The following is a 13,012-nucleotide window of genomic DNA, read 5'->3' on the forward strand; positions in this document are numbered from 1 at the left end:
GGGGGTGGTGGCTGGGAAGCTCCGATGTGCATGGACGGCCCGCTGATCGGGAGATCCTGTTATGCGCGACGCCCGCGGTCGAGGTGGACGGGCGGGGGCCTGGCCCCCGGCGGACAGCCGCCCCGCCGGATCCCGCGTCCGTTCCGAATTGAGTGGACCGGGTCCCGAGTCGCCCGGCAGGGGCCCCCTCGCTGCGCATGCGAGGGGGCTTCCCTGCGTGCGGCGTCGCGATCCGCCGGGCGCACGAGGAACGGCCCGGCGTCGTGGGCCGGGCCGTTCCTGGTGCTGCTGCGGGGGTCGAGCCCCGGGTGGGTGCTACTTGGTGTTGACGGTGATCTTGGCGATGCCGACGACGAGCTGGTCGGTGACGGCCGTGGTGCCGAAGGTGCTGTTCAGCAGCGACGCGGCGTCGGGGCTGACCTTGACCGTGGTGCCCTCGAGGACGGCGTTGTCGCCCTCCATCGCGAGGGGCTTCAGGGTCGTGCCGTCGAGGTTGAAGATGTAGACGTCCTTCATGACCTCGCCGTCGCCGACCTGGACCGAGCCGGTGAGGCGGCTGGTGCCGGGGTCGATGACGAAGTCGGTGAGCTTCACGACGGTGGAGCCGGCGGTGAGGCTGATGCCGGAGCCGGAGTGGTCGATCTCGCCCTGGACGTAGGGGCGGTAGGACTGCTGCGGGTCGAAGTACTTCACGTTGCCGCCGGTGATGGGGAACGCGAGGGTGCCGGTGGCGCCGTCGAGGGTCGCGGTGCCGATGACGCCGGGCGTCAGGCCCAGGGTCGTGAGGGCGCCGGTGAAGCCGGAGTCGAGCGTGACCTTCGTGTCGACGCCGGTCAGGGTCGGGATCGACGCGAGCGGCGTGGGGTTCGCCTCGGTCGTCGCGGTCGCGGCGGGCTTCGAGGACGACGATCCGGAGTCGGCGGTCTGCGGCGGCGTGGAGCACGCGGCGAGCCCGACGACGAGGAAGCCGGCGGTGGTGAGGCCCAGGAGGGACTTCGAGATGTTGCGCATGGTGGATCCTTCGGTCGGGGCGGCCGAGCGGCCGCCGGTTGGAGTCGACAGGGCATTCGGCACCCCTCCCGAAGTCGATGGGTCCGTGATGCGAACGTGACCTGATCGGCCCTCTCCTGGGAGTTGAGCCGCTTGCGCTCAGGTTCGGCGGATCCGACTTGACGCCGGACGGGGCTCCGGTAGAGTTGAGTCATCGCGGCTCAAGTAGCAACGCCGCTGACGAAGCGGCACCGCGAGCGAGACTCCGCGGCTCACCCCGCGTCACCCACGAAGCGACCCCGTGATCCGGGCGCCGCGGCAACAGAAGGAGAACACCCCATGGCTCGTGCAGTAGGAATCGACCTGGGTACCACCAACTCGGTGGTCTCGGTCCTGGAGGGCGGAGAGCCCACCGTCATCGCCAACGCCGAGGGCGCGCGCACCACGCCGTCCGTCGTCGCGTTCACCAAGGACGGCGAGGTGCTGGTCGGCGAGACCGCCAAGCGCCAGAACGTCACCAACGTCGACCGCACCATCTCGTCGGTCAAGCGCCACATGGGCACCGACTGGACCGTCGGCATCGACGACAAGAAGTACACGTCGCAGGAGCTGTCCGCCCGCATCCTCGGCAAGCTCAAGCGCGACGCCGAGCAGTACCTGGGCGACTCGGTGACCGACGCGGTCATCACCGTCCCCGCGTACTTCAACGACGCCGAGCGCCAGGCCACGAAGGAGGCCGGCGAGATCGCGGGCCTCAACGTGCTGCGCATCATCAACGAGCCGACCGCGGCGGCCCTCGCCTACGGCCTCGACCGGGGCAAGGAGGACGAGCTCATCCTCGTCTTCGACCTCGGCGGCGGCACGTTCGACGTGTCCCTCCTCGAGGTGGGCAAGGACGACGACTTCAGCACCATCCAGGTCCGCTCCACCGCGGGCGACAACCGCCTCGGCGGCGACGACTGGGACCAGCGCATCGTCGACCACCTCGTCAAGCGCTTCAAGGAGTCGACGGGCGTCGACGTCTCGAACGACAAGATCGCCAAGCAGCGCCTCAAGGAGGCCGCGGAGCAGGCGAAGAAGGAGCTCAGCTCCTCCACCAGCACGAGCATCCAGCTGCCCTACCTCTCCCTCACGGAGAACGGCCCGGCCAACCTCGACGAGACGCTGACCCGCGCCAAGTTCGAGGAGCTGACGAACGACCTGCTCGAGCGCACCCGCAAGCCCTTCGAGGACGTCATCCGCGAGGCCGGCGTCTCGGTCGGCGACGTGGCCCACGTGGTCCTCGTCGGCGGATCCACCCGCATGCCCGCCGTCGTCGACCTCGTGAAGAAGCTCACGGGCGGCAAGGAGCCCAACAAGGGCGTCAACCCGGACGAGGTCGTCGCCGTCGGCGCCGCGCTCCAGGCCGGCGTGCTGAAGGGCGAGCGCAAGGACGTCCTGCTCATCGACGTCACCCCCCTGAGCCTCGGCATCGAGACCAAGGGCGGCATCATGACCAAGCTCATCGAGCGCAACACGGCCATCCCGACCAAGCGCAGCGAGACCTTCACCACGGCCGACGACAACCAGCCGTCCGTCGCGATCCAGGTCTTCCAGGGCGAGCGCGAGTTCACCCGCGACAACAAGAACCTCGGCACCTTCGAGCTCACCGGCATCGCGCCGGCGCCCCGCGGGATCCCGCAGGTCGAGGTCACCTTCGACATCGACGCCAACGGCATCGTGCACGTGTCCGCCAAGGACAAGGGCACCGGCAAGGAGCAGTCGATGACCATCACGGGCGGATCCTCGCTCGGCAAGGAGGACATCGAGCGCATGGTGCGCGAGGCCGAGGAGCACGCGGCGGAGGACAAGACGCGCCGCGAGCAGGCCGAGGTCCGCAACAACGCGGAGCAGCTCGCCTACTCGATCGACAAGCTCATCAAGGAGAACGACGACAAGCTCCCCGAGGACGTCAAGTCCGAGGTCCAGGGCGACGTCGACGGCCTGAAGAGCGCCCTCGCCGGCGACGACGAGGCCGCGGTCAAGACCGCGTTCGACAAGCTGTCCGCGAGCCAGACCAAGCTCGGCGAGGCCATCTACGCGCAGGGCCAGCAGGAGCAGGCCCAGGCGGAGACGCCCGAGGGCGCGCCCGAGGCGAAGAAGGACGACGAGGACATCGTCGACGCCGAGGTCGTGGACGAGGACGAGGACAAGAAGACCGACCGATGACCGAGGACACCGCGAACGGCGAGGGCCGCGTGCCCGACGACGCCACGCCCGAGGACGAGGGGGCCGAGCGGTCGGCCTCCTCGGCCCCGGCCGGGCCCGACGCCACGGCGGACGCGGCGGCCGACCAGGCCTCCGTCCCCGGCGTGGACGGCGCGTTCGTCGAGGCCGAGGGCCCCGACGTCGAGACGACCGACGCCATGGACGAGGAGCTCCAGGACCTCATCGAGCAGACCCGGAACGAGCCCGTCGAGGGCGACTCCGAGCACCTCGCGGACCTGAAGCGCGTGACCGCCGAGTACGCGAACTACCGCAAGCGCACCGAGGCCAATCGCGAGATCGAGCGCCAGCGCGCGGTCGGCGACGTCGTGAAGGGCATCCTCCCGGTGCTCGACGACCTCGACCGCGCCGAGAAGCACGGCGACCTCGCGGAGGGCGGACCGCTCACCGCGATCGTCGCCAAGCTGCGGACGAACGTGGAGCGCATCGGGCTGGTGAAGGTGGGCGCCGTGGGCGACGCCTTCGACCCGCAGGTGCACGAGGCGATCTTCCAGAAGCCGAACCCCGAGGTCCAGGTGGACACCGTGGCGGACGTCGTCGAGAGTGGCTACTACATCGGCGAGACGCTGCTGCGGGCCGCGAAGGTCGTCGTCGACAAGCCGGAGTAGCGCCATCGACCGCAGCATCGATCCGGCTGCACCCACCCCGGTCCGGGCGCCCGCACGCGCGGGCGCCCGGACCGGGTCGTGCGGCACCCACCACGAGAAGAAGAAGGGAGGCGTCTGATGGCCAGCCAGGACTGGTTCGACAAGGACTTCTACAAGGTCCTCGGAGTGTCCAAGGACGTCTCGGAGGCCGACCTCAAGAAGGCCTACCGCAAGCTCGCCCGGCAGTACCACCCGGACAGCAACCCGGATCCGTCGGCCGAGGCGCGCTTCAAGGAGATCAGCGAGGCGAACGCCGTGCTGTCCGACAAGGAGCAGCGCCGCGAGTACGACCAGGTGCGCGCGATGGGATCCGGCGCCCGCTTCAGCGCGCCCGGCGCCGGCGCCCAGGGCGGCGGCTTCGAGGACGTGTTCGGCGGCATGTTCGGCCAGCAGGCCGGCGGCCGCGGACGACGTGCCGGGTTCGGATCCGGCCAGCCGCAGTACGGCCAGGGCGGGTTCGAGGACATCCTCGGCGGCATGTTCGGCAACGGCGGCTTCGGCCAGTCGACCGGCGGCTACCGCGGGTACGGCGCGCCCACCAAGGGCCGCGACGTGACGGCGTCGACCACTATCGACTTCCTCACCGCGGTGCAGGGCGACGTCGTGCGCCTGCAGGACTCCGACGGGCGCCCCATCACGGTGCGCGTGCCGGCCGGGGTCACCGACGGGCAGAAGATCCGCCTCGCCGGCAAGGGCGAGCCCTCCGGCGACGGCGGCGCGTCGGGCGACATCATCCTCACCGTGCACGTGCGCCCGCACCCCGTGTTCGAGCGGGACGGGCTGAACCTCCGCGTCAACGTGCCCGTCACGTTCCCGGAGGCCGCGCTCGGCGCGACCATCGAGGTGCCGACGCTCGGCGGCGACCCGGTGCGGCTGAAGGTCACGCCGGGCACGTCCAGCGGCAAGGTCCTGCGCGTCAAGGGCCGCGGCGTCACGACCGCGAAGGGCACGGGCGACCTGCTCGCGCGCATCGAGGTCGCGGTGCCGTCGCGCCTCACCGACGCCCAGCGCGTGGCGCTCGACGCGTTCGCCAGCTCGGGACCCGTCGAGGACCCGCGCGCCGACCTCCTCGAGCGGGCCAGGAGCTGACGTGGATCCCCGCGACGCGATGGACGAGGACGCCCCCGTCTTCGTGATCTCCGTGGCGGCGGAGCTCTCGGGCATGCACCCGCAGACGCTCCGGCAGTACGACCGCCTCGGGCTCGTGTCGCCCACCCGCACGGCCGGGCGCTCCCGCCGCTACTCGATGCGCGACATCGTGCAGCTGCGGGAGGTCGCCCGGCTGGGCGCGGAGGGCGTGAGCCTGGAGGGCATCGCGCGGATCCTCGAGCTCGAGAACCAGGTGTCCGAGCTCCGCGGCCGCGTCCGCCAGCTCGAGTCCGCGCTCGCGGACGAGCTGCTCTCCCGGCCCGGCCGCCGCGTGTTCGCGGCCCGCGGCGACGGCGACGTGGTGTCGCTGCGCGCGGGCGTGCGGCCCTCGCGACAGACCGAGGTCGTGCTCTACCGCGCGGCCCTGGCCGGCCCCGGCGACGACCGGGACGCCGGCGGGCGCGACGCGCGGTGACCAACGCCACCGGATCCGCGGCGACCGCCGACGACCTCCTCGACCTGGGCGCGCTCCGGCGCCGGCCCGACGTCGAGGCCGAGAACCTCTTCGCGGCCGACGCCGCGGATCGCCTGCTCCTCGACGAGCTGCTCGCGCTCCTCGCGGATGCGGCCGCCGCCGGTCGGCCCGTGACGCCCGACGAGGTCGTCGTGGTCGGCGACCAGTACGGCGCGCTCGCGCTCGGGGCCGCCGCGGCGCTCCGGCGTGCGGGGGCGACGGAGCCGATGCGGATCCGCGTGCACCAGGACGCGCTCGTCTCCGAGACGGCGCTCGACCTCAACGCCCGGGACCTCGGCACGACCGTCGCGTTCGCGCACCACGGGCTCGACGAGGCCCTCGCCGTCGGCGCCCGGGTGGTCCTCGCGCGCCTCCCGCGCAGCCTCGACGCGCTCGACGAGTGGGCCGGCGTGGTGGCGCGCGCGGCGGCCGACGACGTCACCGTGCTCGCGGGCGGGCGGATCAAGCACATGGCGCCCGCGATGACCGACGTGCTCCGCCGGTCCTTCGGCGACGTGCACGCCACGCTCGCCCGGCAGAAGTCGCGCGTGCTCGTGGCGCGCGGGCCCGTGCGCGACGCCGCGGCCGACGCCTTCCCCCGCCGCGAGTCGCACCCGGACCTCGGCCTCGAGGTGCGGGCGCACGGCGCCGCGTTCGCGGGCGCGCGCATCGACATCGGCACGCGCTTCCTGCTCTCGTTCCTGCCGGACCTGCCGGCGGATGCGCGCAGCGCCGTCGACCTCGGCTGCGGCACGGGCGTCATCGCCTCGGCCGTCGCGCTCGCCCGGCCCGGCATGCGCGTGATCGCGACCGACCAGTCGTGGGCGGCCGTCGCGTCGGCCCGCGCCACCGTCGCGGCGAACGGGCTGGGGGAGCGGGTGACCGTGGTGCGCGACGACGCGGGCTCGACCGTGCCCGACGGGTCCGTCGACCTCGTGCTCCTCAACCCGCCGTTCCACACGGGCGCGACCGTGCACGCGGGCCTCGCCGAGCGCCTCTTCCGCTCCGCCGCCCGCATGGTGCGCCCCGGCGGCGAGCTCTGGACCGTGTACAACAGCCCGCTCGGCTACCGGCCGCAGCTCACGCGCCTCGTCGGGCCGACCCGCGAGGCGGGACGGAACGCGAAGTTCACGGTCGCCGTCTCGACGCGGGCGGATCCGCGGGCCTAGCCTCGGGCCACCGCCGGCGGCCGCCCGGCGCCGCGCCGCCCGCTCACCGAGGAGCCGCCATGCCCACCTTCCGCACCCGCGTCCTGCAGGCTCGCGTGAACGCGACGGGGCTGCCCGTGCCGCCCGAGGCGCTCGACGAGCTGGGCGCCGGGAAGCGGCCGGCCGTGGTCGTGACCGTCGCGGGCCACTCCTACCGCACGACCGTCGGCACCATGGGCGGGCAGCACCTGCTGCCGCTGAGCGCCGCGCATCGCACCGCGTCCGGGATCGCCGCCGACGACGAGGTCGAGGTCACGATCGAGCTCGACGCCGTGCCGCGCGACGCCGTGCTCCCCGAGGAGGTCGCCGCCGCGGGTCAGGGACCCGTGGTCAGGACGCCGCGCCTCCGGACGTCGGCGGATCCAGCACCAGCAGGTCGCCGATCTCGCAGTCGAGCGCGCGGCACACCGCCACGAGCGTGGAGTAGCGCACCGCCCGCGCCCGGTCGTTCTTCAGCACCGACAGGTTCACCTGGCTGACCCCCACGATCGCGCTGAGCCGCGTCAGCGTCATGCCGCGCGCGGCGAGCAGCTCGTCGAGCCGGCAGTGCACGCCGGTGGGGCCGTCGTCGTCGGCCGCCATCAGACGAGGCCGCGGGTGTCGCGCTGCAGCCGCTCGCCGTGCTCGACCACGAGGCCCACGATCATCAGGGCGAAGCCGAGGGCGATCGTCGAGAGGTCGACCTCGGCGACCACCGGCCAGAAGCCCTCGAGGCCGTCCAGCGGGTCGTTGAGCTCGCCGCCGACGAGCCACGCGACGCCCGTGCCCACCGCCAGTGAGAGGAGCGCCGCGATCATCACCGTGCCGCCCGCGAGCGTGACCACGAGGCTGACGCGGCGGGCGAGCGGATCCGGCCGGAGCAGCCGCCGGGCCAGGATCGCGACCGTGCCCGCGAGCGCGAGGCCGACCGACGCGTCGAGCGCGATGCGGACCACGTGCATCGCGACGATGCCGTCCGACAGCTCGCCGACCGCGACGTCCGCCGTGCGGTAGGCGCCGGAGCGCAGGTCGGCGGATCCGGCGTCGGCGCGCGCGGGGAGGTCGCCGCGCATCTCGAGCGAGGTGCGGACGACGCCCGTGCGGATCGTCTCGACGGCGACGAGGGCGGCGCTCACCGCGACCGCGAGCATCACGAGCAGCGCGACGACGAACGCCAGCCGGAGCACGAGGCGCGTGCTCTGCGCGGCGACGGCGGGTCCGGCGGTGGAGGTGCTGCTCATGGTGGCGTCCTATCGATCGTCGTTGCAACGAATGTCGATAGGGTCCCACGGGCGCGGGGCGGTGTCCACCCCGCAGCGCGCGCGGATCAGACCGGGTGCGAGCGGAACCACTCCAGGAGCCAGCGGGCCCGCGACGGCGCGTCCGGGCGCGCGGCGGCCTCGGCGGGCCGGTCCAGGAAGTCGTCGTAGCCGTCGAGGCGGGCGACGGTCGCGTCGTCCACCGTGCGGAACGCCATCTTCCAGGCCGGGAACGCCCGCTCGGTGATGGACTCGTCGAGGAGCAGGCGCACCTCGGTGTGCCGGGTGTCGGCGGCGATGACGGCGAACACGTCCCGCACCGCGTCGTCGGGCCCCTCGAGCACCTGCATGAAGCGCCCGTCCCGATGCAGGAGCATGCCGGTGAGCCCGGATTCCTCGTTGTTGCGGACGCACTGGTGCAGGAGCTCCGCCAGGTCGTCGTCGGTCAGGTCCCGCGTTGCGGTGCTGGTGTAGACGGTCGTGCGCATGGATCCCCCTCGTGCTTCCCTCCATCCTCGCGCGTCCGAGGGCTCATCGGGGGCACCGGCGTCTCCTCGGTGCGCCGCGGGGACAGGGGCCGGGCCCGGGGAGGAGCGACCGCGCCGGGCGGGCGGAGCGGGCCGGGTGTCGCGCCGGACGGTGCGATGGCTCGGTGCGACGGCCCGGCGCGACCGCCCGGTCAGGCGTCCCGGCCGCCCAGGGTCCAGGTGCGGACGTGCTCCCAGGTGAGCGTCGTCCACCAGCGGCCGGACCAGTCCGGGCTCGCCGTGCGGTACATGACCACCGTGTCGCCGAGGAACCCGTCGGGCACGGGCTGGTCGAGCCCGCGGATGAAGTCGCCGACCTCGTCGTGCAGGTCGGGGCGCACGAGGAGGTCGTGCGAGGCCAGGGAGAGGTGCGCGCGGAAGCGCGCGGGGTCGAACGAGTGGTGCTCCGGGGAGTCCATGGGTCGGCGGAACGGGGCGGCGACGCGGTCGATGTCCGCCGCGAGCGCGAGCAGCTCGGCGTTCTTGCTGCCGTCGGCCCGCTCGTCGACGTCGTAGACGAAGCCGAAGCCCTGATCGCGGACGCCCGCGTTGTGCACGGGGAACGCGGGGCGGTCGGCGAGGAGCGCGGTGACCGCCTCGATCACCCGGGCCTCGTCGTGCCCGAACGGCTGGCTGCCGATGAGGGTCGCGTGCGGGGGGAAGGCGCCCGCGGAGACGAGGCCGTACTGCGCGCGGATCTGGTCGGTGACGACGGTCACGGCGCGGCAGGTGCGCGGGTCGGGACGGAGGAAGATCCCGTAGCGGTAGGGGTCGCTGTCGTCGCGGGGGAGCAGCGACGGGCGCAGGTCGACGCGGCCGGCCGCCGCGGGCTCGATGTCGGGTGCCGCGATGTCGTAGGCGGTGGGGTCGTCGTGGTCCATGCGGGATCCTCCTGCGGCGTCGTCCGGGCGGAGGGAACGTTCCCACCGCGACCGACACGGTGCCACATCGACGCCCCCCCGGGGACGGCCGCGGGGTGAACGGGGGATGGACGGCGGGTGCCGGCGGACGGCGCGGCGGCCGGGCGCGACGCTCGTGCGCGACGACGCGGGGGCATCGCCGTCCGGGCTACTGCGACAGCCAGTGGTCGTAGTCGGGGATGTCGATGGGGGAGGTGAGCGTGGCGCCGAGCTCGTCGTCCTCGGGCAGGTCCACGGTCAGGAAGACGAGGGGGATGCCCGGGCTCACCAGCACGTCGACCACGCGCGCGCCCGCGAGCCCGACGCGGACCATGGCGCCGCCCTCGCGCACGGCCGCCAGCGCGCGGCGCTGCACGTCCCCGGGGTCCTGGTCGTCCGCGAGCACGTAATCGCGGCCGCTGATGTGCATCGTCGTGCGCTGCTGCATGCTGCCTCCCGCCTCCATCCCACGCGCGTCGGCGCGGATCGCCCACCCCCTTGCCGAGGAGGGGGAGCAGGGGTTACGGGCGCCCGCGAGGCGGATGCCGGAGCGCGGCGGCGGGGCGATCCGCGCCCGGCGTCGTGTGCATCCGCCGCACGCTCACGGCAGGCGCCGGCGGCACGCGCCGGCCGCACGCGCGCCGCGTCAGCCGCGGAGGCGGACGGCGGTCCTGCCGGGGATCAGCTCGCCGTCGACCGCGGTGTGGCACGTGCCCGAGACGCTTCCGTCGATGCGGTCGACCACGGCGTCGACCGCGAGCGCGCCGATCACCGGGATCGGCTGGCGCCACGAGGTGAAGCCGATCAGCTCGCTCGTGAACGGCGGCAGGCCGTCGTAGCCGGTGACGGAGATGTCGTCGGGGGCCGTGATCCCGCGGCGCGCGAGCCCGTCGAGGATCGCGAGGGCCCAGAGGTCGCTCGGCGCCATGAGGGCCGTGATCCCGCCCGCGTCCACGAGCGCCTGGGCGAGTCCGTCCGCGCCGTCGATGTGGCCGTCGGCGTGGTCGTCCGCGCGGACGTGCACCACGTCGAGGCCGAGCTCGCGCAGCCGGTCGAGCATGGCGTGCGTGCGGGCCGAGATGGTGAGCGAGTGGCGCGGGCTGAGGGTCACGACGGCGACGCGGCGATGGCCGAGCGACGCCACGTGGTCGGCGAGGCCGTGCCCGCCCGTGGTCTCGTCGCAGTAGACGCTGCTGAGCGCCGGGTCGACCTCGGGGCGGCCGGCGACGACCGTGGGGATCCGCCGGGCCGACGGCAGGATGTCCTCCACCGGGAGCGCGCCGCTGCAGACGACGAGGCCCTCCACTCGCAGCGACACCAGCGTCTCGAGGGCCTTGCGCTCCTCCTGCACGTCGAAGGCGCCGAAGCCCGTGGCCGTGACGACCCGGTAGCCGCGCTCCGACGCGCGCTGCTGCAGCGCCGTGAGCAGGTGCCCGTAGAAGGGGGTGGACGCGTCGCGCACCAGCACCCCGAGCGTGTGGGTGCGATGGGCGGACATGCTGCGGGCGTGCGCGTTCGGCACGTAGCCGATCTCGTCGGCGGCGGCGCGGACGGCCAGCTGCGTGGCCGCGGCGACGCCCGGGGCGCCCGAGAGCGCGCGGGACACGACCGACTTGGAGACGCCCGCGCGCGCGGCGACGTCGTGGATGGTGGGGGAGTCGTCGATGCGCCTCATGCGCGGGGCCCGGCGGTCGTGCGCGTCGCCGCGGGGGCTGCCGCGCGGGCTGGTGCTGGCGCGGATGGGAGCGCGATCTCGGAAGCGGTCCGGAGGGCGGGGTCGGAGGGCACGGGTCCACGGTAGCGACGTGCGGGGGCGGGTGGAGGCGTCGCGGGTCGCGCGTCGCGCGGATGGGGCGGCGGGGTCAGCGGGGGCGGTCGGTGCGGCGGGTGCGGCGGGCGTCGGCGTCGACGTCGGTGTCCCCGTCGGCGTCCCCGTCGGCGTCCGCGTCCGCGTCCGCGTCCGGAGCGGGGGCCGGGTCGGGTGACGCGGGAGGCGAGGTCGCGGCGAGGTCGGCGCCCGGGGCGGCGGCGCCAGGTGGCGTCGGGGCCGGCGGCAGGGGCAGGCCCGTGGCGCTCGCGCCGAGGCGGCGGCCGATGGCGCGGCACACCGGGGCGACGAGGTCGACGAGCCGCGGCGGGGATCCGGCCTCCGCGCGCCGGCGTGCGTCGTGCAGCGGGTCGTCGTCGGCGGGGTCGCCCGGCCAGGTGTCGTGCAGGGCGCGGAGGCGCTCCCGGAGGAGGTCGTCGTCGCGGTCGGGGCTGCTCAGCATCGGCGCGCTCCGTCGGCACGGGCCGGATCGGGCCGCCGGGTGGCCGCGCGGCGCGCGCGGCGGGCGACGGCGTGCGGGGGTGGGACGGGCGTCATGGGACCTCGGGCGCGGATCGGGGACGGGATCGCACGAGGGTACGGGGTGGGCGGATCCGGCCGGTCGGCTCCTGCACATGGGCGGCAGCGCGGATCCGTCCGGCACATCGCCGCCGGGCGCCGGATGGGCTCCGGCCGCGGCCTACGCTCGCCCCATGACCCCCTCGCGCCCGGCCGACCGGCCCGTCCCGCCCGCCGACGGCGCTGCTGCTGCCGACGCTGCCGGCGCTGCCGCGGACGGCGTCGCTGCCGACGCTCCCGGCGCCGCCGACGACGGCGTGTGGCGCGTGCGCGAGCTGCGGCTCGACCGGCGGCACCGGGAGGTCGCGGTGCGCATCGCGGGCGGGAGCGTCACGCTCGCGGATCCCGCCGCGCCGGTGCGCGATCGGCTCGACCTCAGCGTGTCCGACGGCGTCGTCGACCGGCACGTGCACCTCGGGCTCGTCGACCACGCGGCGCTCGCCGGATCGGCCGTCACGGCGGTCGTTGACCTGGGGTGGGATCCCGTAGCGATCGCGCGCATCGCGGCCCGCCCGCCTGCCGGGGTTGCCGTCCGGTACGCGGGTCCGTTCCACACCGCCGTGGGGGGTTACCCGTCCGACCGGCCCTGGGCACCGGCTGCCGCGGTGCGCGAGGTGGCGCGCGCGGAGGACGCGGCGGGGGCCGTCGCGGCGGCGCGGGCGGGCGGATCCTCCGCCGTGAAGATCGTGCTGCACGACGGCGGGCCGCTCCTCCCGGACGACGTGCTGGCGGCGCTCGTCGACGCCGCGCACGACGCCGGGCTCCCGGCCGCGGTGCACGCGGAGGGCGCGGGCCAGGCCGGGCGGGCGATCCGCGCGGGCGCCGACGTGCTCGTGCACGTGCCGTGGACCGAGCGGCTCGACGACGCGACGCTGCGGGAGTCGGCAGCGCGCGACGTGCTCTGGATCTCGACCCTCGCGATCCACGAGGGCGCCGACCTCGACGCCGCCCTCGACAACGCGCGCCGGTACCGCGCGGTCGGCGGCCGCGTGGCGCATGGCACCGACCTCGGCAACGGCGACCTGCCCGTGGGGCTCAACGCGCGCGAGATCCAGCTGCTCGGCGAGGTCGGGCTCCGCGGCGACGCCCTGCTCGACGCGGTGCTGGGGAGCGCGCCCGGCGGCATCGCGCACGCGCTGGCCAGCGCGGACCCGCTGCCCGACGCGGCGGACGCGACCGCGGACGAACTGGTCGCCTGGCTCCGCGGCGCCCACCGGCTCGGGGAGGAGGACCTGCGCGGCTGAGGCCC

At 74.6% G+C, this 13,012-nt stretch carries 14 protein-coding genes and 1 pseudogene; 7 read left to right on the plus strand and 8 right to left on the minus strand.

Going from position 1 to position 13,012, the window contains the following annotated elements; all coding sequences use genetic code 11:
* Window positions 1-315: 315 nt before the first annotated feature.
* Window positions 316-1,011 (minus strand): hypothetical protein, encoded by a 696-nt coding sequence (locus FGG90_RS11710; RefSeq protein ID WP_094126942.1) that lies wholly within the window; start codon window positions 1,009-1,011, stop codon window positions 316-318.
* 318 nt (window positions 1,012-1,329) lie between these two features.
* Between FGG90_RS11710 and dnaK the strand changes: the two genes are divergently transcribed.
* From dnaK to FGG90_RS11740, 6 genes and pseudogenes are all read left to right on the plus strand, one after another.
* Window positions 1,330-3,198 carry a molecular chaperone DnaK gene (dnaK, locus tag FGG90_RS11715; RefSeq protein ID WP_094126940.1) on the plus strand — a complete coding sequence of 623 codons (1,869 nt, stop codon included), beginning with the start codon at window positions 1,330-1,332 and terminating at the stop codon, window positions 3,196-3,198.
* Window positions 3,195-3,863: a nucleotide exchange factor GrpE gene (locus tag FGG90_RS11720; protein ID WP_094126938.1), complete on the plus strand. Its 669-nt coding sequence runs from the start codon at window positions 3,195-3,197 to the stop codon at window positions 3,861-3,863. Before dnaK ends, FGG90_RS11720 begins: the two co-directional genes overlap by 4 nt.
* Before the next feature lie 117 nt (window positions 3,864-3,980).
* Window positions 3,981-4,991, plus strand: a complete 1,011-nt coding sequence (locus tag FGG90_RS11725; protein WP_094126936.1) for a DnaJ C-terminal domain-containing protein — start codon at window positions 3,981-3,983, stop codon at window positions 4,989-4,991.
* Between the two features lie 19 nt (window positions 4,992-5,010).
* Entirely contained in the window at window positions 5,011-5,466 is a 456-nt protein-coding gene (locus FGG90_RS11730; protein ID WP_165771423.1) for a heat shock protein transcriptional repressor HspR, read from the plus strand.
* Window positions 5,463-6,674, plus strand: coding sequence for a class I SAM-dependent methyltransferase (locus FGG90_RS11735; RefSeq protein ID WP_094126932.1), 1,212 nt, complete (start codon window positions 5,463-5,465; stop codon window positions 6,672-6,674). The genes FGG90_RS11730 and FGG90_RS11735 overlap by 4 nt, the downstream gene beginning before the upstream one ends.
* A gap of 59 nt (window positions 6,675-6,733) precedes the next feature.
* A pseudogene (locus tag FGG90_RS11740) lies at window positions 6,734-6,913 on the plus strand (DUF1905 domain-containing protein); the annotation flags it as partial.
* A 130-nt stretch (window positions 6,914-7,043) separates the two neighbouring features.
* On the opposite strand, the gene FGG90_RS11745 reads toward FGG90_RS11740, so the two are convergent.
* The 7 genes from FGG90_RS11745 to FGG90_RS11775 all read right to left on the minus strand — a co-directional run bounded on the left by FGG90_RS11745 (window position 7,044) and on the right by FGG90_RS11775 (window position 11,647).
* Complete coding sequence (locus tag FGG90_RS11745; RefSeq protein ID WP_210433030.1) at window positions 7,044-7,295, minus strand: helix-turn-helix domain-containing protein; 252 nt, start codon at window positions 7,293-7,295, stop codon at window positions 7,044-7,046.
* Entirely contained in the window at window positions 7,295-7,933 is a 639-nt protein-coding gene (locus tag FGG90_RS11750) for a hypothetical protein (protein WP_094126930.1), read from the minus strand. The genes FGG90_RS11745 and FGG90_RS11750 overlap by 1 nt, the downstream gene beginning before the upstream one ends.
* Window positions 7,934-8,019: 86 nt before the next feature.
* Window positions 8,020-8,439, minus strand: a complete 420-nt coding sequence (locus tag FGG90_RS11755) for a BLUF domain-containing protein (RefSeq protein WP_094126928.1) — start codon at window positions 8,437-8,439, stop codon at window positions 8,020-8,022.
* A 191-nt stretch (window positions 8,440-8,630) separates the two neighbouring features.
* Window positions 8,631-9,359 (minus strand): 2'-5' RNA ligase family protein, encoded by a 729-nt coding sequence (locus tag FGG90_RS11760; RefSeq protein ID WP_094126926.1) that lies wholly within the window; start codon window positions 9,357-9,359, stop codon window positions 8,631-8,633.
* A gap of 187 nt (window positions 9,360-9,546) precedes the next feature.
* Entirely contained in the window at window positions 9,547-9,825 is a 279-nt protein-coding gene (locus tag FGG90_RS11765; protein WP_133065134.1) for a hypothetical protein, read from the minus strand.
* 198 nt (window positions 9,826-10,023) lie between these two features.
* The gene (locus FGG90_RS11770) at window positions 10,024-11,052 is read right to left on the minus strand and encodes a LacI family DNA-binding transcriptional regulator (RefSeq protein WP_094126922.1); all 1,029 of its coding nucleotides are present in this window, start codon (window positions 11,050-11,052) and stop codon (window positions 10,024-10,026) included.
* 187 nt (window positions 11,053-11,239) lie between these two features.
* Window positions 11,240-11,647: a hypothetical protein gene (locus FGG90_RS11775; protein WP_210433029.1), complete on the minus strand. Its 408-nt coding sequence runs from the start codon at window positions 11,645-11,647 to the stop codon at window positions 11,240-11,242.
* 250 nt (window positions 11,648-11,897) lie between these two features.
* Here FGG90_RS11775 and FGG90_RS11780 point away from each other — a divergent pair, with 250 nt between their 5' ends.
* On the plus strand, window positions 11,898-13,007 hold the full coding sequence (locus FGG90_RS11780) for an amidohydrolase family protein (protein ID WP_237583361.1): 1,110 nt from the start codon (window positions 11,898-11,900) through the stop codon (window positions 13,005-13,007).
* Window positions 13,008-13,012: the final 5 nt, after the last annotated feature.

Source organism: Clavibacter michiganensis subsp. tessellarius (assembly GCF_021922985.1).
GTDB classification, from domain to species: domain Bacteria; phylum Actinomycetota; class Actinomycetes; order Actinomycetales; family Microbacteriaceae; genus Clavibacter; species Clavibacter tessellarius.

What these genes read in the sequence shown, in the direction of transcription:
- FGG90_RS11710 (WP_094126942.1), bottom strand. Translation starts at nt 1,011, where the DNA reads ATGCGCAACATCTCGAAGTCCCTCCTGGGCCTCACCACCGCCGGCTTC.
- dnaK (WP_094126940.1), top strand. Translation starts at nt 1,330, where the DNA reads ATGGCTCGTGCAGTAGGAATCGACCTGGGTACCACCAACTCGGTGGTC.
- FGG90_RS11720 (WP_094126938.1), top strand. Translation starts at nt 3,195, where the DNA reads ATGACCGAGGACACCGCGAACGGCGAGGGCCGCGTGCCCGACGACGCC.
- FGG90_RS11725 (WP_094126936.1), top strand. Translation starts at nt 3,981, where the DNA reads ATGGCCAGCCAGGACTGGTTCGACAAGGACTTCTACAAGGTCCTCGGA.
- FGG90_RS11730 (WP_165771423.1), top strand. Translation starts at nt 5,011, where the DNA reads ATGGACGAGGACGCCCCCGTCTTCGTGATCTCCGTGGCGGCGGAGCTC.
- FGG90_RS11745 (WP_210433030.1), bottom strand. Translation starts at nt 7,295, where the DNA reads ATGGCGGCCGACGACGACGGCCCCACCGGCGTGCACTGCCGGCTCGAC.
- FGG90_RS11750 (WP_094126930.1), bottom strand. Translation starts at nt 7,933, where the DNA reads ATGAGCAGCACCTCCACCGCCGGACCCGCCGTCGCCGCGCAGAGCACG.
- FGG90_RS11755 (WP_094126928.1), bottom strand. Translation starts at nt 8,439, where the DNA reads ATGCGCACGACCGTCTACACCAGCACCGCAACGCGGGACCTGACCGAC.
- FGG90_RS11760 (WP_094126926.1), bottom strand. Translation starts at nt 9,359, where the DNA reads ATGGACCACGACGACCCCACCGCCTACGACATCGCGGCACCCGACATC.
- FGG90_RS11765 (WP_133065134.1), bottom strand. Translation starts at nt 9,825, where the DNA reads ATGCAGCAGCGCACGACGATGCACATCAGCGGCCGCGATTACGTGCTC.
- FGG90_RS11770 (WP_094126922.1), bottom strand. Translation starts at nt 11,052, where the DNA reads ATGAGGCGCATCGACGACTCCCCCACCATCCACGACGTCGCCGCGCGC.
- FGG90_RS11775 (WP_210433029.1), bottom strand. Translation starts at nt 11,647, where the DNA reads ATGCTGAGCAGCCCCGACCGCGACGACGACCTCCTCCGGGAGCGCCTC.
- FGG90_RS11780 (WP_237583361.1), top strand. Translation starts at nt 11,898, where the DNA reads ATGACCCCCTCGCGCCCGGCCGACCGGCCCGTCCCGCCCGCCGACGGC.